This is a genomic window from Pseudomonas sp. KH_024_B2 (assembly GCF_057839965.1).
In genome coordinates, this window is the sequence record NZ_CM174502.1 from 1,284,067 (window position 1) to 1,308,135 (window position 24,069).

At 59.9% G+C, this 24,069-nt stretch carries 21 protein-coding genes and 1 pseudogene; 5 read left to right on the top strand and 17 right to left on the bottom strand.

Features of this window, described 5'->3' with window-relative positions; translation table 11 throughout:
* The first annotated feature begins 80 nt into the window (after positions 1 to 80).
* Entirely contained in the window at positions 81 to 1,427 is a 1,347-nt protein-coding gene (locus tag AC3I0A_RS06040; protein WP_489376722.1) for a spinster family MFS transporter, read from the top strand.
* Between the two features lie 199 nt (positions 1,428 to 1,626).
* Here the strand turns inward: AC3I0A_RS06040 and rapA are convergent, their stop codons facing one another.
* Entirely contained in the window at positions 1,627 to 4,473 is a 2,847-nt protein-coding gene (rapA, locus tag AC3I0A_RS06045) for an RNA polymerase-associated protein RapA (protein WP_489376723.1), read from the bottom strand.
* A gap of 229 nt (positions 4,474 to 4,702) precedes the next feature.
* Here rapA and AC3I0A_RS06050 point away from each other — a divergent pair, with 229 nt between their 5' ends.
* The 4 genes from AC3I0A_RS06050 (at position 4,703) to AC3I0A_RS06065 (ending at position 6,343) form a co-directional block, all read left to right on the top strand.
* Positions 4,703 to 5,044, top strand: a complete 342-nt coding sequence (locus tag AC3I0A_RS06050) for an aspartate-semialdehyde dehydrogenase (RefSeq protein WP_489376724.1) — start codon at positions 4,703 to 4,705, stop codon at positions 5,042 to 5,044.
* A 19-nt stretch (positions 5,045 to 5,063) separates the two neighbouring features.
* Positions 5,064 to 5,351 carry a hypothetical protein gene (locus AC3I0A_RS06055; RefSeq protein ID WP_489378623.1) on the top strand — a complete coding sequence of 96 codons (288 nt, stop codon included), beginning with the start codon at positions 5,064 to 5,066 and terminating at the stop codon, positions 5,349 to 5,351.
* A gap of 144 nt (positions 5,352 to 5,495) precedes the next feature.
* Positions 5,496 to 5,612: a cytochrome c oxidase subunit CcoM gene (gene ccoM, locus AC3I0A_RS06060; protein ID WP_489376725.1), complete on the top strand. Its 117-nt coding sequence runs from the start codon at positions 5,496 to 5,498 to the stop codon at positions 5,610 to 5,612.
* Between the two features lie 509 nt (positions 5,613 to 6,121).
* Complete coding sequence (locus AC3I0A_RS06065) at positions 6,122 to 6,343, top strand: hypothetical protein (RefSeq protein ID WP_489376727.1); 222 nt, start codon at positions 6,122 to 6,124, stop codon at positions 6,341 to 6,343.
* A gap of 308 nt (positions 6,344 to 6,651) precedes the next feature.
* Here the strand turns inward: AC3I0A_RS06065 and AC3I0A_RS06070 are convergent, their stop codons facing one another.
* The 16 genes and pseudogenes from AC3I0A_RS06070 to gap all read right to left on the bottom strand — a co-directional run bounded on the left by AC3I0A_RS06070 (position 6,652) and on the right by gap (position 23,858).
* Complete coding sequence (locus tag AC3I0A_RS06070; protein WP_489376728.1) at positions 6,652 to 7,140, bottom strand: RDD family protein; 489 nt, start codon at positions 7,138 to 7,140, stop codon at positions 6,652 to 6,654.
* Between the two features lie 95 nt (positions 7,141 to 7,235).
* Positions 7,236 to 7,448, bottom strand: coding sequence for a cold-shock protein (locus AC3I0A_RS06075; RefSeq protein WP_007977299.1), 213 nt, complete (start codon positions 7,446 to 7,448; stop codon positions 7,236 to 7,238).
* A 400-nt stretch (positions 7,449 to 7,848) separates the two neighbouring features.
* The gene (gene gcvT, locus AC3I0A_RS06080; RefSeq protein WP_489376729.1) at positions 7,849 to 8,973 is read right to left on the bottom strand and encodes a glycine cleavage system aminomethyltransferase GcvT; all 1,125 of its coding nucleotides are present in this window, start codon (positions 8,971 to 8,973) and stop codon (positions 7,849 to 7,851) included.
* Positions 8,974 to 9,015: 42 nt separating this feature from the next.
* Positions 9,016 to 10,392 (bottom strand): L-serine ammonia-lyase, encoded by a 1,377-nt coding sequence (locus AC3I0A_RS06085; protein WP_489376730.1) that lies wholly within the window; start codon positions 10,390 to 10,392, stop codon positions 9,016 to 9,018.
* A 200-nt stretch (positions 10,393 to 10,592) separates the two neighbouring features.
* On the bottom strand, positions 10,593 to 13,442 hold the full coding sequence (gcvP, locus tag AC3I0A_RS06090; protein WP_489376731.1) for an aminomethyl-transferring glycine dehydrogenase: 2,850 nt from the start codon (positions 13,440 to 13,442) through the stop codon (positions 10,593 to 10,595).
* Positions 13,443 to 13,453: 11 nt separating this feature from the next.
* Positions 13,454 to 13,837, bottom strand: coding sequence for a glycine cleavage system protein GcvH (gene gcvH / locus AC3I0A_RS06095; protein WP_489376733.1), 384 nt, complete (start codon positions 13,835 to 13,837; stop codon positions 13,454 to 13,456).
* Between the two features lie 453 nt (positions 13,838 to 14,290).
* Positions 14,291 to 15,799, bottom strand: a complete 1,509-nt coding sequence (locus tag AC3I0A_RS06100) for a sigma-54-dependent transcriptional regulator (protein WP_489376734.1) — start codon at positions 15,797 to 15,799, stop codon at positions 14,291 to 14,293.
* 201 nt (positions 15,800 to 16,000) lie between these two features.
* Positions 16,001 to 16,360 carry a DUF5064 family protein gene (locus tag AC3I0A_RS06105; RefSeq protein WP_489376736.1) on the bottom strand — a complete coding sequence of 120 codons (360 nt, stop codon included), beginning with the start codon at positions 16,358 to 16,360 and terminating at the stop codon, positions 16,001 to 16,003.
* A gap of 169 nt (positions 16,361 to 16,529) precedes the next feature.
* Positions 16,530 to 16,658 (bottom strand): annotated as a pseudogene (locus AC3I0A_RS06110) (hypothetical protein); the annotation flags it as partial.
* Positions 16,659 to 16,774: 116 nt separating this feature from the next.
* Positions 16,775 to 17,170 (bottom strand): YbaN family protein, encoded by a 396-nt coding sequence (locus AC3I0A_RS06115; RefSeq protein ID WP_489376737.1) that lies wholly within the window; start codon positions 17,168 to 17,170, stop codon positions 16,775 to 16,777.
* A 130-nt stretch (positions 17,171 to 17,300) separates the two neighbouring features.
* Complete coding sequence (locus AC3I0A_RS06120; protein ID WP_489376739.1) at positions 17,301 to 17,909, bottom strand: biliverdin-producing heme oxygenase; 609 nt, start codon at positions 17,907 to 17,909, stop codon at positions 17,301 to 17,303.
* A gap of 111 nt (positions 17,910 to 18,020) precedes the next feature.
* Complete coding sequence (locus AC3I0A_RS06125; protein WP_489376740.1) at positions 18,021 to 20,588, bottom strand: TonB-dependent receptor; 2,568 nt, start codon at positions 20,586 to 20,588, stop codon at positions 18,021 to 18,023.
* 122 nt (positions 20,589 to 20,710) lie between these two features.
* Complete coding sequence (locus AC3I0A_RS06130; protein WP_489376741.1) at positions 20,711 to 21,679, bottom strand: FecR family protein; 969 nt, start codon at positions 21,677 to 21,679, stop codon at positions 20,711 to 20,713.
* A 90-nt stretch (positions 21,680 to 21,769) separates the two neighbouring features.
* Positions 21,770 to 22,285: an RNA polymerase sigma factor gene (locus AC3I0A_RS06135; RefSeq protein WP_489376742.1), complete on the bottom strand. Its 516-nt coding sequence runs from the start codon at positions 22,283 to 22,285 to the stop codon at positions 21,770 to 21,772.
* Between the two features lie 79 nt (positions 22,286 to 22,364).
* Positions 22,365 to 22,829 (bottom strand): methylglyoxal synthase, encoded by a 465-nt coding sequence (locus tag AC3I0A_RS06140; protein ID WP_489378434.1) that lies wholly within the window; start codon positions 22,827 to 22,829, stop codon positions 22,365 to 22,367.
* Positions 22,830 to 22,856: 27 nt separating this feature from the next.
* Complete coding sequence (gap, locus tag AC3I0A_RS06145) at positions 22,857 to 23,858, bottom strand: type I glyceraldehyde-3-phosphate dehydrogenase (protein ID WP_489376743.1); 1,002 nt, start codon at positions 23,856 to 23,858, stop codon at positions 22,857 to 22,859.
* Positions 23,859 to 24,069 lie beyond the last annotated feature (211 nt).

Consider the following 24,069-nt stretch of genomic DNA (forward strand, 5'->3'; position numbering starts at 1 on the left):
CAGGGCTGTCTAGATTGCTGATTCCGGGCTCGGATGCCTCTGGCGATCAAGCCCCAATAACAATAAAAGAGACGGACCCCATGCAGAACTCGAACCAAGCGTCGAATGCCTGGCGCATTCTGTTCCTGCTGTTTCTGGCCAATCTGTTCAACTTCTTCGATCGCACCATCCCGGCCATCATCATCGAGCCAATCCGCATGGAGTGGCAGCTGAGCGACTTTCAGATCGGGATCATCGGCACCGCCTTCACCATCGTCTATGCCATTGCCGGCCTGCCTTTAGGGCGGATGGCCGACACCGGTTCGCGCAGCAAATTGATGGGCTGGGGCCTGGCGGCGTGGAGTGGGTTGACCGCGGTCAATGGCCTGGTCGGTAGTTTCTGGGGGTTCCTGCTGGTGCGCATGGGGGTAGGTATCGGTGAAGCAAGTTATGCGCCGGCCGCCAATTCGTTGATCGGCGATCTGTTTCCTGCCCATCGGCGGGCGCGGGCCATGGGGATCTTCATGCTCGGGTTGCCGCTGGGCCTGTTGCTGGCGTTTTTCACCATCGGCGCGATGGTCAAGGCGTTCGACAGCTGGCGTGCGCCATTCTTCATCGCTGCGGTACCGGGGTTGCTGTTGGCGGTGTTCATGTTCTTCATCAAGGAACCGCAACGCGGCGCGGCGGAAACCGTCCAGGTCTCTCAGGAGCGGGTCGATCGGCCGATTCGCCGGGTGCTGGCTATCCCTACCTTCCTGTGGCTGGTGCTGGCGGGCCTGACCTTCAACTTCGCCACCTATGCCTGTAACGCCTTTTTGGTGCCGATGCTGCAGCGTTATTTCCTGATGCCGTTGCAGGACGCCGCCGTGGCGACCGGGGTGATTGTCGGCGTGACCGGACTCGTCGGTTTGACCCTCGGTGGCTGGGTCGCCGACAAGATTCACCAGCGAGTGGCTAACGGTCGACTGCTGTTTGCAGCCTGCAGCCTGATCATCTCGACCCTGGCCACCGCTTGGGCGCTGCATGCCGGACGGATCGAGATCGGGGTGTTTGTCGCGGTGTTCAGCGTCGGCTGGTTGTTCGCTTACAACTTCTATACCTGTGTCTACACGGCGATTCAGGACGTGGTCGAGCCACGTTTGCGGGCCACGGCCATGGCGTTGTTTTTTGCCGGGTTATATCTGTTGGGCGGCGGTTTGGGGCCGGTGGTGGTCGGCGGGCTCTCCGATCACTTTGCTTATGCGGCGATGCTTTCGGCCGGTGCCGGGCAGATGACCGAGGCGTTCAAAGCCGTTGGCCTGCATGACGCGATGTACCTGATTCCGGTGGCGCTGTTTTTGACCATGCTGTTCCTGTTTCAGGCCTCGCGTTGTTTCGTCCGGGATGCGCAGCGAATGAAGGAAGGTCTGGTGCCGGTTGAACCGCAGATTCCGGCGGTGACTGCGTAGAGAGACCGCGGCGCCTTCATCGCGAGCAAGCTCGCTCCCACATTTGTTCTGTGTGAACCGCGAGATTGCGAGCGACCGAGATCCAGTGTGGGAGCGAGCTTGCTCGCGATGAGGCCATCGGCAACACCACAACAATCAAGCAGACAAAAAAAGGCCCGCATCGCTGCGGGCCTTTTGTTTTAGCGGGGCAGGGCAGGTATTAACCCGCCACCAACACCCGAATCGCTTCCAGACGCAAAGCCGCTTTGTCGAGCATGGCCAGGCCTTGCTCGCGTTGCTGGCGCAGGGCGATCAGTTCGCTGTCACGCACGGTCGGGTTGACCGCTTGCAGGGCGGTCAGGCGCGCCAGTTCTTCATCGGTGTCGGCGGCCAGACGACGTTGCGCTTCGGCCACACGTTCGGCGTGGCGTGGGGTGATCTTCTCTTCACCGGCGTTGATCCTTGGCGTCAGCTGATCGCGCTGGGCCTGGACAAACTTGTTGGCGCTGGCCCGTGGCACGCTTTCCAGCTGGTCGTTCAAGGTCTCGAAGGAAACCCGGGTCGACAAGTCGTTGCCATTGGCATCGAGCAGGCAGCGCAGGGCGGCCGGCGGCAGGTAACGGCCCAGTTGCAGCGAGCGCGGGGCAACCACTTCACTGACGTAGAGCAGTTCCAGCAACACGGTGCCGGGCTTGAGCGCCTTGTTCTTGATCAGCGCGACGGCGGTGTTGCCCATCGAGCCGGACAGCACCAGATCCATGCCGCCCTGGACCATCGGGTGCTCCCAGGTGATGAACTGCATGTCTTCGCGAGACAGCGCCTGGTTGCGGTCATAGGTGATGGTCACGCCTTCGTCGTCGCCCAGCGGAAAGCTGGCGTCGAGCATTTTTTCGCTCGGCTTGAGGATCAGGGCGTTTTCCGAATGGTCTTCGCTGTCGATACCAAAGGCGTCGAACAGGGTTTCCATATAGATCGGCAGGGCGAACTGATCGTCCTGTTCGAAGATCGCCTCGACCAGCGCATCGCCTTCGCCCGAGCCGCCGGAGTTGAGCTCCAGCAAACGGTCGCGACCGGTGTGCAGCTCGCTTTCCAGGTGCTCACGCGCTGCGCGTGCTTCGTCGATCAGGGCTTGCCATTCGCCGTCGTCGGCGCTTTCCAGCAGCGGCAGCAGGCGTGGGCCGAACTGATGTTGCAGGGCGTTACCGGTTGGGCAGGTGTTGAGGAAGGCATTCAGCGCTTCGTGATACCACTGGAACAAGCGCTCTTGCGGGCTGGTTTCCAGGTACGGCACGTGCAGTTCGATGACGTGCTTCTGGCCGATCCGGTCCAGACGACCGATCCGCTGTTCCAGCAGGTCCGGGTGCGACGGCAGATCGAACAGCACCAGATGGTGCGAGAACTGGAAGTTGCGGCCTTCACTGCCAATTTCCGAGCAAATCAGCACTTGGGCGCCGAACTCTTCATCGGCGAAGTAGGCGGCAGCGCGGTCTCGTTCGAGGATGTTCATGCCTTCGTGGAAGACCGTGGCCGGGATGCCGGAACGCACGCGCAGGGCGTCTTCCAGGTCCATTGCGGTTTCGGCGTGGGCACAGATCACCAGCACTTTGGTGCGCTTGAGCATCTTCAGCGTATCGATCAGCCACTCGACCCGTGGGTCGAACTTCCACCAGCGCTCTTCTTCGTTGGCGTCCGGCTGGGCCTGGAAGCTGACTTCCGGGTATAGCTCGGCGTGATCGCCCAGCGGCAGCTCGAGGTATTCGTCCGGGCACGGCAGCGGGTACGGATGCAGCTTGCGCTCCGGGAAACCTTGCACGGCAGCGCGAGTGTTGCGGAACAGCACACGGCCGGTGCCGTGGCGGTCCAGCAGTTCACGGACCAGGCGAGCGCTGGCTTCAGCATCGCCATCATTGACGGCGATGAGCAGGGCTTCACCTTCGTCGCCGAGGAAGCCTTGAATGGTTTTGTGTGCGGCCGGGGACAAACGGCCCTGATCCAGCAGCTCCTGAACGGCTTCGGCCACCGGGCGATAGTTTTCGCTTTCGGCGCGGAACGCGTGCAGGTCATGGAAACGGTTTGGATCGAGCAGGCGCAGACGGGCGAAGTGACTGTCCTGGCCCAGCTGTTCCGGGGTCGCGGTCAGCAGCAAGATGCCTGGGATCGTTTCCGCAAGCTGCTCGACCAGTGCGTATTCCGGGCTGACCTGATCTTCATGCCAGACCAGGTGGTGAGCTTCGTCGACCACCATCAGGTCCCAACCGGCAGCGAACAGCGCGTCCTGAGCCTTCTCGTCTTCGACCAGCCACTCCAATGCAACGAGGGCAAGCTGAGTGTCTTCGAAGGGGTTGGCCGCATCGCTTTCGATAAAGCGTTCAGCGTCGAACAGCGCAACCTGCAGGTTGAAGCGCCGACGCATCTCCACCAGCCACTGGTGCTGGAGGTTTTCCGGAACCAGGATCAACACCCGATTGGCACGGCCCGAGAGCAGTTGGCGATGGATCACCAGACCGGCTTCGATGGTCTTGCCCAGACCCACTTCGTCGGCCAGCAGAACCCGCGGGGCGATACGGTCGGCAACTTCGCGGGCAATGTGCAGTTGGTGTGCGATAGGTTGTGCACGTACGCCACCCAAGCCCCAGAGCGACGATTGCAACTGGCGGCTGGTGTGTTCGAGGGTGTGGTAACGCAGCGAGAACCATGCCAGCGGGTCGATTTGCCCGGCGAACAGCCGGTCGCTGGCCAGACGGAACTGGATGAAGTTCGACAGTTGGGTTTCCGGCAGCGTGACCACTTCGTTCTGCCCGTTGAGCCCGTGGTAGACCAGCAGGCCGTCGACATCGTCGACTTCGCGCACGGTCAGCTTCCAGCCTTCGAAGTGAGTGATCGAGTCACCTGGCGAAAACCGCACGCGGGTGAGGGGCGCATTCCGTAGCGCGTACTGGCGAGTGTCGCCAGTGGCCGGATAGAGCACGGTCAGCAAGCGACCGTCCTGTGCCAGAACGGTGCCTAAACCCAGCTCGGCTTCGCTGTCACTAATCCAGCGTTGCCCCGGTTGATACTGCTGCGCCATGCTGCCTGACTCCCGCCTTGAAAAAGCCGACTATCTTAACGGAATGAGACCTTCAGACCAAAGGGTTACGTGTGTAGAAACTGCCGAAGGGCACAGAAGTACTGCGTTGTCCGCCTGAAAGGGTCGCAGCCTGCGGCAACTCCGGTGACGAGCGGCTCACAAGTTTTCGACCGATGGCTCAAGTCGTTACCACGACAGCCGACAGCCTGCTGACAGGAGACTACTAATTATGCTGCCACCGATGCTCCCCTTGAGTGCCGTGCCGATCACTTCTCAGCAGGATCCGGTCCGGCCCAGGCCGGATATCCCGCCTGTCGTGCCGGTGGAACCGAGCTCCAATGAAAGCACCATCGACCTGCAAAAGCGCGATGCCGAGCATTCGGCTTTGTTGTTGCGTGAAGAGCAGCAGCGCCAGCAAGAGCGAAACAAGCGCCGCCGTGAAGCCGAAGAAGACCCGGAAGAGCATTTGGCCATTCCCGGCGACGAGCTGAACGCGGACAACACCGTCCCCGTGGTGCCGCTGATGGAAGATCAACCGCGTCAGGGCTTGTGGGTGGATGTCGAGGTTTAGCGTCGAGACATCATTGCTATTGAATACTCGACTAGTCAGCGCCCGCATCACACCGCATTATTGGCAGACCCTCGGCGTGCAGAGCGGTTGCTACACAACTGCTGCGCCTGAATTCGACCGACAGCCAGACGATGCTATCAACGCCATGAGCCAAGACGACAAGCTGATAGACCTGAATTCCGAACGTGCCAAGCGCGTGCATGACCTCAATGAAAAGCGCCTGAACGAAGTGCGCCAGGCATTCGAGCAGGCCATGCCGTTGGGGAAATCCAGGAAAAAATCGAAAAACAAACCGAAGAAGCGTTGAAACACCTTGTATCCGTTGATGCAGGTCAGTTATTTCCCTCCTTTACGCCTTGTTTCGGGTGCTATTGATCCCGGTCAATTTTTATCGACGCCTGATTGGTTAACTTAGCCCTATCGCAACAGGGCAAGTGCAGGAAGGTCGGTCATGTATTTCGATAACGTGGTGATCGCCGGAGTGCTGACAGTCAGCCTCATGGTTCTGTTTTTCGCAGGTTTTGGGTTTTTTATCTGGAGAGACGCACATAAGCGCAAAAGGCCTTAGGTCTTTCCGGTACATGAGCACGCAAGGCATTTTGGGCGACTTCGGTCGCCCTTTTTTTTTGCGTGCGTGAAGGCAGCCGGTCTCTCACGGATGTACACCGATTTATGTGGGAGCCGAGCTTGCTCGCGATGGCGGCCTGACAGCCGACCAATCTCTTGCTGGTGTACATATCCATTCCTGCGGTAACGGCCACTTAGGGTTCCGCCCTGACGGCGGGTCACTTGGAAAAGCCCCAAGTAACCAAGGGCTTTTGCCCCTTTCGTTCGGTGCCTCGCCTAGGCTCGGCATGCCCTCGCTCCGGTCCTGCTCCGTGGGCCCGCCGCGATCGGCCATCCATGGCCGTGCGCGGCTAACCCGGCATCCATGCCGGGTTGCCCACTGCGCAGAACCTGTGCTCGGCCTCTCGAGGGGGCGGTGCATCAAGATCAAAAGCTGCAGGCGAGCTAACGCTCGGCCTGTTGAGTGGTGAAAAGCGAGTGGTACGCCGAGCCATTAATGTGGGAGCGAGCTTGCTCGCGAAGCTGTTGATCTTGCCGTTGCCGTTGCCGTTGCCGTTGCCGTTGCCGTTGCCGTTGCCGTTGCCGTTGCCGTTGCTTCTGCTGTTGCTTCTGCTGTTGCTTCTGCTGTTGCTTCTGCTGTTGCTTCTGCTGTTGCTCTGCTTCGGCTTTGGATCTGCCTGCCCCTTTCCCAGAGGCCGATCGCGGCGGGCCCCCGGAGCAATGCCGGAGTGAGGGCATGCCGAGCCTTAGCGAGGCACCGAATGGAGGGGCAGAAGCGCTTTGGTTACTTTCGCGCTTTTCGAAAGTGACACGCCGTAAGGGCGTAACCCTAAGTGGCCGTTACCGCAGGAATGGATATGTCCCCCGACCCCAAGCAGCCGTTACCGCAGAAACGGATATGTCCCCCGACCCCAGGCAGCCGTTACCGCAGAAACGGATATGTACCCCGACCCAAGTGGCCGTTACCGCAGCAACGGATATACACCCAAAAATCCAATCAAAAGATCGCAGCCTGTGGCAGGTTTTGTGTACATCTGAAGCTACTTCGTCTTCTTTGGAATCCGCACCAGCTGGCTGTTTGAGTAGATGTCGTGCCAGCTGCGTTTCTGTTTGTCGAACAGGGACCAGATGAACCCCAAGCCTACACAAAGCAGCGAAGCAATCGCCACGACGAAGCGCAGCAAGGCCTGCCACAGGCTGATCGCTGTACCATCGGGATTCTGCACCCGGATGCACCAGACTTGCATGCCAAGGGTCTGACCGGACCAGGTCCAGAACTTGGCGAAGAAGCCAAACAGGACGAACAGCAAAATCGTTGAAAGCAGCGGATCACCGTCCAGGGCGCCGGAGTCGGTCAGGGCGCGCATTTTTTCTTCGCCGATGATTGCCATCTGGACCATTTTATAAATGCCCCCGGTGACGATCAACAGGGCAGTGCACAACAGGAAGTCATAGAACATCGCTGCCAGGCGACGGCCCAGGCCGGCGGCGGGAAAGTCGCCTTGTGGGCTTAGCAGGTGTTTCGACATGACAGAGTTCTCGGCTGAAAAAAAGCCATTTTACGGAATTACGCGCACAAAAAAGCCCCTGATGTCAGCATCAGGGGCTTTTTCGTTGGGGAAGATCAGGCTTCTGCTTGTACTTCGTCAGCCTGCATGCCTTTCTGGCCTTGCACAGCAATGAAAGTCACTTTCTGGCCTTCTTTCAGGCTCTTGAAGCCGTTGCCCTGAATAGCGCGGAAATGGACGAACAGATCCGGACCGCTTTCTGGAGTGATAAAACCAAAACCTTTTTCGTCGTTAAACCACTTGACGGTACCGCTCTGACGTTGGGACATTTCTTATTTCCTTTGACGCTAAAAATTAATGGCAGCCTCTTTCACCTGAAAGAGTGCTGGGGCTGGTTGCAGGAAATCAAGACACGTAGAACGGGTGTAGCAAACTTATGGCTACTGCCCAGGTCACGGTTCCAAGCGACCCATGCAAACACAGTGAAGAAACTCTACGCCAACTAAGGGAGAAAAGACAACCCCCTTCGAAGCCGCGGTTTTGCTCAGTGTGATGGGGGTTTTCAGAGTAACGAGGGGGCTTATCCGATAGGGCAGTTCAATTGTTTTCGACTGATATAAAAAAGTTCACTATCGAAACTCATAGTCAAAAGCATGCACTGCTTTATGGCGGTTGCGTTACAGATTAGTGCACTGTTAACGCAACCGCGTTACTGATGGAAACAGTCAATCAACCGCGATAGTAGCGTTGTGGCACAAATGGCATTTTGCTTACACTCATAGGCACCTTTTTCCCACGTACGATCGCCCATACGGGTGTGTCGATTGCCATGTAATGACTGTCAAGGTAACCCATGGCCAATGGGCCGCCCAACGTTGGTCCAAAGCCGCCGCTGCATACGGTACCGATCACAGCGCCTGCTTCGTTGACGATTTCCGCCCCTTCACGTACTGGAGTGCGTTCCTGAGGTAACAGACCGACCCGCTTGCGGCTCACACCGGCTTGTTGCTGAGCGAACACGGTTTCTGCGCCAGGGAAGCCACCGGCACGCAGGCCATCGGCGCGACGAGTCTTGGAGATCGCCCAGAGCAGGCTGGCCTCGATAGGGGTGGTCTCGGTGTTCATGTCGTGGCCGTAGAGGCACAGACCGGCTTCCAGGCGCAATGAATCGCGGGCACCGAGGCCGATCGCTGCCACTTCTGGTTCAGCCAATAGTGCGCGAGCCAGGGCTTCTGCGTTGGCGGCCGGAACGGAAATTTCGAAACCGTCTTCACCGGTGTAACCGGAACGGCTGACGTAGCAGTCCACGCCCAGCAACTTCACGCTGGCGAACTGCATGAAGGTCATCTTCGATACTTCTGGAGCCAGGCGCGCCAGTACCGTTACCGCCGCCGGGCCTTGCAGGGCGAGCAGGGCGCGTTCTTCGAACAGTGGCTGAATCTGGCACTGGTCGCCGAGGTGTTTGCGCAGGTGCGCCAGATCCTGATCCTTGCAGGCGGCATTGACCACCAGGAACAGTTCGTCGTTGCCGAGATTGGCGACCATCAGGTCATCGAGAATGCCGCCGGTTTCATTGGTGAACATCGCATAACGTTGCATGCCCACCGGCAGGTCGATGATGTCCACCGGCACCAGGGTTTCCAGCGCCTTGGCGGCATTGGCGCCGGTCAGGCGAATCTGGCCCATGTGCGAAACATCGAACAACCCGGCCTGATCACGGGTGTGCTGGTGTTCCTTCATCACGCCCAGCGGGTATTGCACCGGCATGTCGTAGCCGGCGAATGGCACCATGCGCGCGCCGAGTTCCAGATGCAGGGCGTGCAGTGGGGTTTTCAACAGTTGTTCGGTGGACATGTTCAGCTCCTGAAAAGTTGTGCAGATGCCAATGCGTGCGCATCAGCACTCGATAATGTTGACCGCCAAACCGCCACGGGCGGTTTCCTTGTACTTGCTTTTCATATCAGCGCCGGTCTGGCGCATGGTGCGGATGACCTTGTCGAGGGAGACGTAGTGTTGACCGTCGCCGCGCAGGGCTATGCGCACCGCGTTGATGGCTTTCACCGAGCCCATGGCGTTGCGTTCGATGCACGGCACCTGGACCAGGCCGCCAATCGGGTCGCAGGTCAGCCCGAGGTTGTGTTCCATGCCGATCTCGGCGGCGTTTTCGACCTGTTGCACAGTGCCGCCCAGCACTTCGCAGAGCGCTCCGGCAGCCATCGAGCAGGCGACGCCAACCTCGCCCTGGCAGCCGACTTCGGCACCGGAGATCGAGGCGTTTTCCTTGTACAGAATGCCGATCGCCGCCGCAGTGAGCAGAAAACGCACCACGCCGTCTTCGTTGGCGCCCGGGATGAAGCGCATGTAGTAATGCAAAACCGCAGGAACAATCCCTGCCGCACCATTGGTCGGTGCCGTGACCACGCGCCCGCCGTTGGCGTTTTCTTCGTTGACCGCGAGGGCGTACAGATTGACCCAGTCGAGCACCGAGAGTGGATCGCGCAGGGCCGCTTCAGGGCTCTTGCACAATTGCTGATACAGCGCCGCCGCACGACGTTTGACCTTCAAACCGCCGGGCAGAATCCCTTCATTGCGGCAACCGGCGGCGACGCAGTCCTGCATCACTTGCCAGATCTTCAGCAGGCCGGCACGGGTTTCCGCTTCCGGGCGCCAGGCGCTTTCATTGGTCATCATCACCTGGCTGATGGACAGGCCGTAGGTGGTGCAATGGCCAAGCAAGTCCTTGGCACTCTTGAACGGGAAGGTCAGCGGCGTGGCGTCTTCGACGATGCGATCAGCGCCTGCTGCATCTTCATCGACGACGAAGCCGCCGCCTACCGAGTAGTACTCGCGGCTGCGGACCTGTATACCGGCGGCATCGAAGGCACGAAAAATCATGCCGTTGGGGTGATAGGCCAGCGGTTTGCGAATCATCGCCAGGTGTTCTTTCTCGTTGAACGCAATGCTGTGTTCGCCGAGCAGGTTCAAACGTGCGCTGCCGCGAATGTCCTGCAGGCGGGCGGCGACGGTTTCGGTGTCCACGGTGTCCGGATGTTCACCTTCCAGGCCCAGTAACACAGCCTTGTCGCTGCCATGGCCCTTGCCGGTGGCGCCGAGTGAGCCGTACAGCTCGACTTTGACGCAGGTGGTTGCGGCCAGTAGCCCTTCACGGCGCAGACCTTCGGCGAAGCGCGCAGCGGCGCGCATCGGGCCGACGGTGTGGGAGCTGGAGGGGCCGATGCCAATCTTGAACAGGTCGAACACGCTTAACGACATGGTTGTTCTCCGGTTTCTTGTTATGAGGACCGACATAGATCTTATGGGGGCTGCGGTCCTGTGGGAGCGAGCTTGCTCGCGAAAGCGGCGTGACAGACAACATTGATGTCAACTGACACACCGTCTTCGCGAGCAAGCTCGCTCCCACAAGGGATATGCGGTGTTCTTGTGTGGGGCGAGTGACCTCGCCCCACACAGTTTTAAGCGTAGCTTTCGATCGACGGGCAGGCGCAGATCAGGTTGCGATCGCCGAACACGTTGTCGACCCGGCCGACCGGTGGCCAGTACTTGCCTTCGATCAACGAGGCAACCGGGTACACCGCTTGCTCACGGCTGTACGGATGCGTCCACTCGCCAACGATTTCCTGTGCGGTGTGCGGCGCGTTTTTCAGCGGGTTGTCGTCCTTGTCCAGCGTGCCGTTTTCCACCGCGCGGATTTCTTCGCGGATGCGGATCATGGCGTCGCAGAAGCGGTCCAGTTCTTCTTTGGATTCGCTTTCGGTCGGTTCGATCATCAACGTGCCGGCCACCGGGAAGGACATGGTCGGGGCGTGGAAGCCGAAGTCGATCAGGCGTTTGGCGACGTCATCGACGCTGATGCCGCTGCTGTCTTTCAACGGGCGCAGGTCGAGGATGCATTCGTGGGCCACCAGGCCGTTGCTGCCGGTGTACAGCACCGGGTAGTGCTCTTCGAGGCGCCGGGAAATGTAGTTGGCATTGAGGATCGCCAGCTGCGAAGCACGCTTGAGGCCGGCGCCGCCCATCATCCGAATGTACATCCAGGTGATCGGCAGAATGCTCGCGCTGCCGAACGGTGCGGCGCAGACCGCGCCTTCCTTGCGCTCCATCGTGCCATGCCCCGGCAGGAACGGCGTCAGGTGCGACTTGACGCCAATCGGGCCGACGCCCGGGCCGCCACCGCCGTGGGGGATGCAGAAGGTTTTGTGCAGGTTCAGGTGCGACACGTCGCCGCCGAACTTGCCCGGTGCGCAGAGGCCGACCATGGCGTTCATGTTGGCGCCGTCGATGTACACCTGGCCGCCGTGGTCGTGAATGATCCCGCAGATTTCGCGGATGCCTTCTTCGAACACGCCGTGGGTCGAGGGGTAGGTAATCATCAACGCGGCGAGGTGTTCGCGGTGCTCGATGGCCTTGGCGCGCAGGTCTTCGATGTCGACGTTGCCCCGGGCATCGCAGGCGGTGACCACCACGCGCATGCCGGCCATGTTGGCGGTGGCCGGGTTGGTGCCGTGGGCGGACGACGGGATCAGGCAGATGTCGCGACGGTCTTCGCCACGGCTCTGGTGGTAGGCGCGGATCGCCAGCAGACCAGCGTATTCGCCTTGCGAGCCGGCGTTCGGTTGCAGGGAAATCGCGTCGTAACCGGTGGCGGCGCAGAGCATCGCTTCCAGTTCGTCGGTCAGTTGCTGGTAGCCGGCGCTCTGCTCGGCCGGGGCGAACGGGTGCAGGGCACCGAACTCGGCCCAGGTCACCGGGATCATTTCGCTGGCGGCGTTGAGTTTCATGGTGCAGGAACCCAGCGGGATCATGGTGCGATCCAGCGCCAGGTCCTTGTCGGCCAGCTTGCGCAGGTAGCGCATCAGCTCGGTTTCCGAGTGGTAACGGTTGAACACCGGGTGGCTGAGGATCGGCGATTGGCGCACCAGAGTAGCCGGGATGCGGCTTTCGACCGCGGCGGCGAGGGCGGCGAAGTCCGGCAGTGCTTTGCCGTCGGCCAGTAGGCTCCACAGGGTTTCGATGTCGGTCTGGCTGGTGGTTTCGTCGAGGGACAGACCGAGACGCTCAGCATCGACCACACGCAGGTTGATGCGCTGGGCGCGGGCCTTGTCGTGCAGGGCGGCAGTTTGCGCGTCGGTTTTAACCGTCAGGGTGTCGAAGAAGGTTTCTTGCTCGACGTTCAGGCCGAGTGCGCTCAAGCCTTTGGCGAGGATCGCAGTCAGGTGATGAATGCGATTAGCGATCTGCGTCAGGCCTTTCGGGCCATGATAGACGGCGTACATGCTGGCGATGTTGGCCAGCAGCACCTGGGCGGTGCAGATGTTGCTGGTGGCTTTCTCGCGGCGGATATGTTGCTCGCGGGTCTGCATGGCCAGGCGCAGGGCCGGCTTGCCGAAACGGTCCACGGACACACCGACCAGACGGCCGGGCATGTCGCGCTTGAACGCGTCGCGGGTGGAGAAGTAGGCCGCGTGCGGGCCACCGAAGCCCAGCGGCACGCCGAAGCGTTGCGCACTGCCGATGGCTACGTCGGCGCCGAATTCGCCCGGCGGGGTCAGTACGGTCAGGGCCAGCAGGTCAGCGGCCACCGCGACCAGCGCATTGGCGGCGTGGAACCGTTCGGTCAGTTCGCGGTAGTCGAACAGGTCGCCGTTGCTCGCCGGGTATTGCAGCAGGGCGCCGAAGAACGCGCTGACCTCCGTCAGTTCGCGCTCGTCACCGACCACCACGTCGATGCCCAACGGCTCGGCACGGGTGCGCAAGACGTCGAGGGTCTGCGGGTGGCAGTGCACCGACGCGAAGAACGCGTGGCTGCCCTTGTTCTTGCTCAGGCGTTTGCAGAAGGTCATGGCTTCGGCAGCGGCGGTGGCTTCATCGAGCAGCGAGGCGTTGGCGATCGGCAGGCCGGTCAGGTCGCTGATCAGGGTCTGGAAATTCAGCAGCGCTTCCAGACGGCCCTGGGAGATTTCCGGCTGATACGGGGTGTAGGCGGTGTACCAAGCCGGGTTTTCCAGCAGGTTGCGCAGGATCGGCGACGGCGTGTGGGTGCCGTAGTAACCCTGGCCGATGTAGGTCTTGAACAGCTGGTTTTTCGCGGCGATGGCTTTGATCGAGGCCAGGGCATCGGCTTCGCTCAGGCCGTCTTCCAGGCCGAGCACGCTGGTGCCCTTGATGCTGTCCGGGATGACGCTGGCGCTCAGGGCTTCCAGGGAATCGAAGCCGAGGCTGTTGAGCATGGCTTGCTCATCGCCCGAACGCGGGCCGATGTGGCGCGCGATGAATTCGTTGGCGGTGCTCAGGTTGATAGTCATGTCGGCGCTCCTCAGGCTTCGGCGTTGGCTTTGATCAGACGGTCGTAGGCGTCTTGATCCAGCAATTTGCCGACAGCGCTGGCGTCTGCCGGGACGAAGCGGAAGAACCAGCCTTCGCCCAGGGGATCTTCGTTGACCAGTTCAGGGCTGCTCTCGAGGGCCGGGTTGGTTTCAACCACTTCACCGTCCAAAGGCATGTAAACGCCGCTGGCGGCTTTTACTGATTCAACGGTCGCCGCTTCTGCGCCTTTGTCGTAGGACTGCAGGTCCGGCAGTTGCACGAAAACCACATCGCCCAGCGCGTTCTGCGCGAAAGCGGTGATGCCGACGGTTACGCTGCCGTCAGCTTCGGCGCGCAGCCATTCGTGATCTTCAGTAAAACGCAACTCGCTCATGGAAACTCCTCAGGGGCCAGACTCGTCTGGTGGACGCGATTGAATGCTCGTGCAGGGCAGAGCTGAATGGGGAGTTATTAAGCAAAATCGCGGCCAATGTTATTTATTGTTTATAAATCAATGGTTTGGGTGTTTTTGAGTGGATGTGGAAATCCATGGTTGTAGCGAAATCGCTACAGCCTGAGGCGAAGAAAAAAGCCTATGAGGATCAAAGCCTTGCGCAGCGGCGATTATCGAAGTGTGTAGCGATATCGTTCCACTGTAGCGCTTTCAGTACAGATGAAGGTCGTTTTTGAACCCTGTTTTGAAGGCAATGCAGTACCTGTGGGAGCGAGCTTGCTCGCGATAGCGGAGTGTCAGTCGCCATCATTATCGACTGACACTCCGCTATCGCGAGCAAGCTCGCTCCCACAGTGGTTCTATGTTGGTAATGGGATTGTGTTCCTGCAGAAGTCAAAGCTTGTTCGGAATGCCATACTTGCGCAGCCGATGAGCAATCGCGGTATGAGATGTTTGCAGGCGGCTGGCCAGTTGCCGGGTCGAGGGGTAATTGACGTAGAGTTTTTCCAGCAGGGTCTTCTCGAACTCTTCCATCGCCTGTTCCAGACTGTCGACTTCGGTGTCGCTCTGACGCGCCACGGAGGTGCCGGCGATGTCCAGATCTCCGATGTCCACCAAGGTGCTTTCGCATATTGCAGCGGCGCGGAAGATCACGTTCTGCAACTGTCTGACATTGCCTGGCCAGCGGTTGCCGAGCAGCGCCGGGTAAGTACCGGGGGCCAGGCGACAGACCGGGCGCTGGATCTGCGCACAGGCCTGCTGCATGAAGTAGCGCGCCAGCAGCAGGATGTCCTGACCGCGTTCACGCAGCGGCGGGACTTCGACGTTCAGCACGTTCAAGCGATAGAACAGGTCTTCACGAAAGCTGCCTTCGTTGACCATCTTTTCCAGGTCGCGGTGGGTCGCACTGAGGATCCGCACGTTGACCTTGACCTCGCGATCACCACCCACGCGCCTGAAGCTGCCGTCGTTGAGAAAACGCAGCAGTTTGGCTTGCAGGTACGGTGACATCTCACCGATCTCGTCAAGGAACACCGTGCCTTGGTTCGCCAGTTCCATCAGCCCCGGCTTGCCACCGCGTTGAGCGCCAGTGAAGGCGCCGGGGGCGTAGCCAAACAGTTCACTTTCGGCGAGGTTTTCCGGCAGCGCCGCGCAGTTCAGCGCCAGGAACGGCGAACTGTGGCGTGCGCTGATTGCATGACAAGCGCGAGCCACCAGCTCTTTGCCGGTGCCGGTTTCGCCCTGGATCAACAAGGGTGCATCGAGGGCCGCGACACGCTGGGCGCGAGCCTTGAGGGTACGGATCGCCGGGGACTCGCCAAGCAGTGCATCAAAGCCTTCGGCATGGTCGTGGTGCAGCGCGGACAGACGCTCACCGATGCGATTGGGCTGGTACAGCGTCAGCAGGGCTCCGGCGTCGGTGATCGGTGTGGCGTCGAGTAGCAAGGTCTGGCCGTTGACGGTGATTTCACGCAACGGCAGGCGGAAGCCATGTTCGAGCAACGCCTCCAGCAGCGCCGGATCGGCAAACAGTTCGGCGATGCTTTCCCCGGCGGGTTCGCGGCCGTACAGGGCAATCAACGCCGGGTTGGCCAATAGCACTTTGCCAGCGCTGTCGAGGGCCAGCACCGGATCGGTCATCGCCGCGAGCAAGGCATCGAGTTGCAGATGACGACGCTGGCCGGGAAGGATGTCGACCACGGTTACCGCTTGTACGCCGCGCACGCTGAAAAGGGCATCGCGCAGCTCTTCCAGCACCTGTGGGCTCAAGGTCGGGGCGTCGATGTAGACGTTGGGCGGAACCATCTCCACCGCATCCAGATTGAGATTGCGCCCACCCAGCAGGGCCAGGACTTCCTGGGTAATGCCGACGCGGTCGATGAAACTGACGTGGATACGCATGGGGCGGCTGACGGTTCTGGAATGCGGAGGGTGGCAAGTATGCCTTGGAGGAGGGGGTTAGGTGAAATCCGGCGCAGGGCTTCAGGTAACGATGATCTCCTGTGGGAGCGAGCTTGCTCGCGAAGGCGGATTAACATTCAACAGAGATGTCGACTGTCCGACCGCTATCGCGAGCAAGCTCGCTCCCACAGGGATAGGGGGTTATTCCAGATGTTCGGGCTTCACCGGGTCGCCGGACTTGATATCGAGTTGCTTGCGTACGTCCTCGAACATCTCGTCGTAGTATTTGTGCATCGAGACAAAGCTGGCAGTCTTGGGCATGCCGTATTTCTGTGCAATATGGGTGGCGTGGCGAGCAAAGTCGAAGGCCTGGTCCTTGGGCAGGAAGAATGCTTCCTTCAGGTCCTTGCCCTCGATCGTGCCGTGCAGCGTGAAGCACATGCCTTGGCCTTCCTTCGGATCCTGAGCGACTTCATAGTCAAGATGGAGGTTGTAGCTGTAGTCGTCCTTGTTGAGCGCATAGCGCTCGAAATGCAGGTGACCGGGCTCGAACGTGGCCATAGGCGTCTCTCCTCAAGGGCTGAAGAAGGGCAGACCATGGGCCTGCCCAGAGGTTATTACAGATAGGTAATGCCGGTGCCGGCCTTGCCCTGGACGATCGCTTCGATGTCCGAGAGTGAACCGATCACCGCGACTTTGCCAGTGCATTGGTGCATTCCCTTTTTGCCGGTCACCACCATTGAGCCCGGTGCGAACCCAACTCCCCGGCCGGGATCGTCCATTGCAGTGGCGTGCCGGTCATTTTCAGTGGCACCTGTAGACGATGCGCCGGGCCCCAGGTCGTTTGCTCGAGCAGCATGCGATGGCTTCAGGGGGTTGCGGCAAGCCGAGTGCGGCTTGAATGGATGTCAGAAAACCAGTCATCGAAGGCCTCCGGAGGAGAGGACAGCATAGATCAAAGGGGATCTGGGTGTTTCAGGATGGTTGGGTTAGCGACTCCGGCCTTGACCAGATCCACAGATTGCCCAGGCTCATGCCGGCAATGGCCAGGTAGATCGGCCAGCTGTGTTCGAGGATTGCCAGCATTAATCCGGCACACAACAACATGCTCAGGGTGGCGCTGACCTTGGCCCGGCGGGCGATGATTTTGCCGTTACGCCAGTTGCTCAGAATCGGCCCGAACAACCGGTGGTTCTCCAGCCAGGCACTCAGGCGCGGCGAGCTTTTGGTCGCGGCCCAGGCGGCCAGCAGGATGAATTCGGTGGTCGGCAGGCCAGGCACGACAATGGCGATGAGGCCAATGCCGAGGCTGACGTAGGCCAGCAGGCCGAAAAGCAGTTGGGTGAGTTTTGAGGTGGCTGGGTGAGGCATGGGGCTCAAGGTGTATCGTAAGGCTTGCGGTTATACACATACCCTGTGGGAGCGAGCTGTCAGTCACCTAGAGGGTGAATGTTAGTCCGCTATCGCGAGCAGGCTCGCTCCCACAAGGGGTTGCATTCAGTCAGGCGAGTTCGGGGGTGGTGGCGTAAGCCTGTTCGAGGAGAACGGTAAAGCGGTTGAACGCATCAATCGCCCCCTTTTCGACATCAGCCTCTTCCTCAACGCTGAACTCCAGCCCATCGAGGGTTTTGATGAAGCTTTTCCAGCCTTCGGCACGACCGCCGGCCGGCTCACCGAGATGACGGGCACCGAAGGTGTCGCTCAGGCCCAGGGCGACGGCGCGCTTGATCAAAAACGCCGCGCCAAGTTTCGAGCCCTCGGAAACGAAGATCCAGCCCAGGGCTTGGGCTTTGCTCGGGTTTTTAACCGCACCGGTGACCGCCGCCGGCACCTCTGTCTCGAGATCGGCGAGGTCAGCCTTCGCCTGTTCGGCGCGGCAACGAACGGGCAGGTCCGGGACGATGGCGATCAGTTCGGCATAGTTGTACAGCGTCACCAGCTCCGACTGAAACAAATACTGGGCAACCACGAAACGCGCGAAGCTGGCCCGGGTTTCGAACGGTGCATGGGCTTTGACCAGAGCATCGAGTTTGGTATGTGGCGAGTGGGTGATCTGGTTCAAACGTTGCGAACGCAGAGTCGGGCGTTGAACAGTGTCCTGAGTGGTCATGAGAAGTCCTTGAGAAAAAGAGGCGCTAGATAACGAGACGAACGGGACGGCGCCGGACAGTAAAAAAAACTCCCCGCGCTCATGTAAAAAGAGCGCGGGGAGGACACCGGGTCAGATATCCCAGACCAGATTGACCGCGAAGTTGCGACCCGGTTGGGTCAGGCGATCGAGGTTGGCCGGTTGCGTCACCGAGGCTTCGCCGACGCTGTCGTAACCGCGCACGTCATTCCACAACCAGTACTTCTTGTCGGTCAGGTTATAGAGGCCGGCGCTGACGGTGACGTCGTCGGTAACCTTGTAGAAACCGCTGAGGTCGAGAATGCCGAAGCCTGGCGTTTTGAACTGGCTGCTGACACCGTCCGGCGATTTGAAGTTGCTGTCGTCGACGCGATCTTTCTTCTTGACCAGGGTCCAGCTGAGCAAGGCGCCATAGTTGTCCTGATCGTAGCCCAGGCCAAACACGCCGGTCAGCGGGTTGACGCTGTTGATCGGCTCGCCGGTGTCGTTGTTGCGACCGTAGGCATAGGCCACCGAACCCTGGGTGTAGAGACCTTGTGGTGCGCCGAGGCGGTCCAGTTGCAGGCGACCTTTGACTTCCACACCCTTGATGGTGGCGTGCTTGATGTTGTTGCTCTGGAACGTGGTCTCGGTGTAGCCGGGTTTGATCGCGTCTTCGTTGATGAAGTCGCGGTATTTGTTATAGAACACCGCCACATCGAACGAGCCAGACTCGAAATTACCGCGCAGACCGCTCTCGTAGCTTTTACTTTTTTCCGGTTCCAGGTCCGGGTTGGGCGCCACGCTGTAGCCGGTGGTGGTGTTCTCGAAGCGGCCGTACAGCGCCTTGGCGGTCGGAGTGCGGAAACCTTCAGCGTATTGACCGTACCAGGTGTACTGATCGGTCAGCGCATAGGTCAGACCGAACTTGGGCGACACACGCTCCCAGATCTTGTTCTTGTCGCTGACCGTGCCTTTGCCATCGGCGGCGACGGTGTTGAGGAATTCCTCGGTGATGTGCGGCTTGAGCTGGGTGTAGTCGTAGCGCAGGCCCGGCAGGTAGGTCCACTGGTTCCAGCTGATTTGATCCTGGGCGAACAGGCTGTAGGTGTTGATGGTCGGGTCCGGGAAGTCGCTGGACTTCTTCAGCACATCGGCCGGGCTGATGGCGCCGATGGCCGTGCAACCACGACCGACCGCCAGACAAGTGCCGTTACCGCTGCGCGAACCAGTGACTTTCTGTTGCTTGAGGGTGGTGCCGTAGGTCAGCAGGTGATCGGTCTCACCGATGCTGAAAGCCTTGTCCAACTGAGCATCGAGTACCCATTGGCGGTCTTGGTAAAGCGTGTCGCGGCTGCGCATGACGTTGCGGGTAAACGGAAAGTAGTTTTCCAGGGTGCGTTGGTCGGTCTTGGCGATCTGGTAGTTCAGGCTCCATTTGAGGTGATCGGCCACTGCGGTATCGAGGGCGAAGCTGTTTTCCAGGCCGAAACGCTCGCGGGTAATGGTGTCGTTACCGGTACGCGAACGGTACATGCCTTGGCCCTGGCCCTTGTCGAACGGGCCACCTACCGCGCTTTTCTGATTGGTGTCGCGATCATCCTTGTATTTTTCGTAGGTCAGGCCCAGACGCGAATCTTCGTTGTAGTTCCAGCCCAGTTTGGCCAGCACATTGCTGGTGCGCACGTCTTCCGGGTTGGCAGCGGTGCGGTCCAGACCGGTGCCGTTGTTGCTGCCGAAGGAGTCGGTTTCGTGACCGTCGCGCTGGCTGAAATGCAGCAGGCCGTCGAACTGCTCGACGCGGCCGGCGACGGTGCCAGATTTCAGCCAGCTCTCGTCGGCAGAGCTGTAGCCGGTCTTCAGGCGTGCGCCGAAATCCTCGCCGGGTTTGATGATGTCGTCCGGGTCGAGAGTGAAATAGCTCACTGCCCCGCCAATCGCGTTGCTGCCGTAGAGCACCGACGCCGGGCCGCGCAGGATCTCCACGCGTTTGACGATTTCCGGATCAACGTAATTGCGCTGGGTCTTGGCGTACGGGCCGTTGAAGAAGCCGTTGGGAATCGCTACGCCATCGACCTGAGTCAGAATCCGGTCGCCATCGATGCCGCGGATGTTGTAGCCGCTGATGCCGCCACGGGTGCCTGCACCACCCACCGAAACACCCGGCTCGTAGCGCACCAGTTCCTTGATGCTGTTGACGTTCTGTCGGTCCAGTTCTTCACGGGTGTGAACCGTGACAGTGCTCGGCACCGTGGTCACGTCCTGTTCCTGACGGGTGGCGCTGATGGTCACCTGTTGCAGATTGAGGGCACCGCTGTTGCTGCGTTTTTCCAGCACGATGTTGTTATTGCCCAGTTTGCGATAGCTCAGGTTGGTCCCCACCAACAGGCTATCCAGGGCTTTTTCCGGCGGCAACGAACCCCGCACACCCGGCGAGGCCACGCCTTCAGCCAGTTCGGCCGACAAGCCGACTTGCCAGCCCGTGACGGCGGTAAACGCATTGAGCGCCGACACCAGTGGCTGCTGTGCAATGGCGAACGAATAATCGCCCATGTTGCGGCTCGGTTGCTCGGCGGCGGCGGCGGCCATGAGCGGTGCGCTGCCTGCTATCAGGATGGCGGCAGTCAACAGGGACAATACGCGTGAAGGTGAAGAGGACTGGCGGGTAAGGCGAGAGGACATCGATAGCGCTCCGTGTCGCACGAATCTTTATAGGTGCTGATCGGCATCTCGAGATGCGAATCAATTGCATTGGCTATAACGAGACGAATGAGCTTCAGCTATCGAGTAAAAATAATTCTCATTTAGTTCAAGATCACCAGCGCGGGGAATTCCTGAAGCCTGGCGGAAGTGATGTGGGCGAGGGAACGGACCACGTCCAGTGGCTGGTCGAGGCGGTAATTGCCGGTGACGGCGACGTCGGCCAACTGCTCGTTGGTGTTGATGATCCAGCCCGGATAGTAGCGACGCAGTTCCGCCAGCACCTGGCTCAGCGGGCAGTTCTCGAACACCAGTCGGCCCTGGACCCAGGCCAGATCGGTGGCGGCATCGAGCCTGGCCGGCCGATCAAAACCATTCGGGCCGATGCGGATACTTTCCCCGGCGGACAGCCGTACTTGTGCAGCGTCATGGGTTGCCTGCAGATCGACGTCACCGCGCTGAACCCTGACCTGAGCCACGCCATCCAGATAACGCACGGCGAATGCGCTATCGCGCGCGCTGGCCCGGACCGGGCCGGCAGCGATTTCCAGCGGCTGACCACGATTGGCCGGCACGTCGAAAAACGCCTCGCCCTGATACAGACGGGCAAGGCGCTGCTGGTCGTTGATGGTGCTGGAGAAGGCCGAACGGGTGTTGAGCAGCACTTGGGAGCCATCCTCCAGTTGCAGACGCTGGCGCTCACCGACCACGGTCAGATGATCGGCCTGCAAGCGCAGCGGCAGGTCGCTGAAACTGAACAGACCGAGCATCAACACGGCCGCTGTGGCCAGCGGCTTCCAGTTCGGGCGCAGGCGGGTGAGGATGGATGTTTTGCGTTTCGCCCTGAGGTTTTGCGCGCACTGCGCCACCTGCGGGCCGTTCCAGATGGCCTGGGCTTTGGTAAAAGCCTCGGCGTGCAATGGCGAGGCCGCCAACCAGTCATGGAATTGCCGGGTTTGCTCTTCGCTTGGACTTTCCAGCACGATCAGCCAATCCAGCGCCTGGTCCATGGCATTGTCGCTGGAAGTGTCCGGCGCCATGACTGGCGGGCGGAATCGGTTAGTGTCCGTCACGGGTGTTCCTCGGCGGTGTCTGCGCACGGCTGTTTTTTGAAGAGAGATCTGGAAAGAGGGCTAAGGGTAGCAAACAGTCCTACAGACTGATCAGCTGTTTAGACGTTCAGCAACGCCGATGCAGATCGCCATGATCAGCTTCAACTCCTTTTGCACGGTACTCAACGACACGCCGAGCTTCTCGGCAATCTCCAGATAGCTGTGCCCGTGCAGGCGGCTGAGAATGAAAATCTGCTGTTGGCGGGGGCTGAGTTGGCTGAGGCTGATGTTCAGGCGTTCGAGCAACTGTTCGGCATGGGCGGCATCTTCAGCACTGCTCAGGGGCGCGGCGACGCTCTGAACCACGTCCAGCGGGACGTCTTCGAGCAGGGTTCGGGCCTGGATACGCCGCGAGCGCAGATGATCCAGAGCAAGGTTGCGGGCGGTCTGAAAAACGAAGGGCTCCAGATGATCGATGGCCCGTTCGCTCAAGGCTCGGGTCACTCGCAGGTAGGTTTCCTGCAAGAGGTCCTCGGCGGTGCTGTGGTTGTTGACCATCCGCTCCAGCGTGCGCAGCAGAGAAACTCGCTGAGCGAGGAAGACGTGATTGAAGCGCGATTGACTCACAGTAGGACCTGATCCATTTTTCAGCAAATGATAATGCTTATCATCTGCGCGAATGGTCAAGTACTACTTTGTGAGAGAATTATTTACGGCTCTGCAGGTAAGCCTCGTAATCGGGAATCCGGTACGAATGCGGTTGATCCATCAGCGGGCTGCTGAGTAGATAATCGGCACTGCATTCATTGCAGGCCACCGGGATGTTCCAGACCGCCGCGACCCGCAGCAATGCCTTGATATCCGGGTCGTGGGGCTGTGGCTCGAAGGGGTCCCAGAAAAACACCAGCATGTCCACCCGCTGCTCGGCGATCCGCGCACCGAGCTGCTGATCGCCGCCCAGTGGACCGCTGATCATGCTTTCCACGGGCAGCTCAAGCCTTTTGCTCAGCAACAGGCCGGTGGTGCCGGTAGCGACCAGGTCATGCTGGGCCAGATTGTCCCTTTGCCGTTCGGCCCAGTCGAGCAGGAACACCTTGCAGTGGTCATGGGCAACCAGGGCGATACGCTTGCGCGCCGCCATGGTTTTCCGGGTAAAGCTGATACCGATCATCGGTTGTTGTTCCACAGGTGATCCGCCTTATTCTGCGTTACAGAGCGCCAGGCAGTTATCGAGCATGCGGTTGGAGAAACCCCATTCGTTGTCATACCAGGCCAGCACCTTGAGCAGCTTGCCGCTGACCTTGGTGTGGTTGGCATCGAAAATCGACGACAGCGGGTTGTGGTTGAAGTCGCTGGAGACCAGCGGCAGGGTGTTGTAGCCAAGGATTTTCGAGTGCTGACTGGCTTCCTTGAGCAGGGCGTTGACCTCATCGGCCGTCGCTTCGCGCTTGAGCTGCACGGTCAGGTCCACCAGCGACACATTGATCACCGGCACCCGCACCGACATGCCGGTCAGTTTGCCCGCCAGTTCCGGCAGCACCAGGCCTACCGCTTCTGCGGCGCCGGTCTTGCTCGGGATCATGTTCTGGGTGGCCGAACGCGCACGATACGGGTCGACGTGATAGACGTCGGTCAGATGCTGGTCGTTGGTGAAGGCGTGGATGGTGGTCATCAAACCGCTTTCGATGCCCAGTTCGCGGTGCAGCACCTGGGCCACGGGAGCCAGGCAGTTGGTGGTGCACGACGCGTTGGAAATGATCTGGTGCGATTGGCGCAGAATGTCGTGGTTGACCCCGTAGACCACGGTGGCATCGGCGCCTTTGGCCGGTGCCGAGATAATCACTTTGCGTGCGCCGGCAGTAATATGTGCGGCGGCTTTGGCACGGTCGGTGAACAGACCGGTGCATTCGAAGACCACGTCGATCTTCTCGGCAGACCATGGCAGCTCGGCCGGGTTGCGGATGGCGCTGACCGCGATACGATCACCATTGACGGTCAGGCTTTCCCGATCGTGCTGCACATCGGCATCGAAGGTGCCGTGGACAGTGTCGTACTTGAGCAGGTGCGCATTCATCGCGCTGTCCCCCAGATCGTTGATGGCGACGATCTGCAGATCCTGACGGTAACCTTGGGTATAGAGTGCTCGCAGGACGTTACGGCCGATACGGCCAAAGCCATTGATTGCAATTCGTAGAGTCATTTGAAAAGGCGCCTGTCGTCGTTTTGTTGTTGGAATAACAAGATTATTCGTAAAAAAATAGAAAACAAGCCTTTTTAGTGGCAATATTTTGTTTTATCTACAACGAGTGACCTGAATCAACTGGTCCGGATGATCGAAAAAACTCTGCCAACCTCTCGTGCGGGCGGCTTCGATCAGCATAGACAATCAGGTCGCCACATCCGTTAGCCTG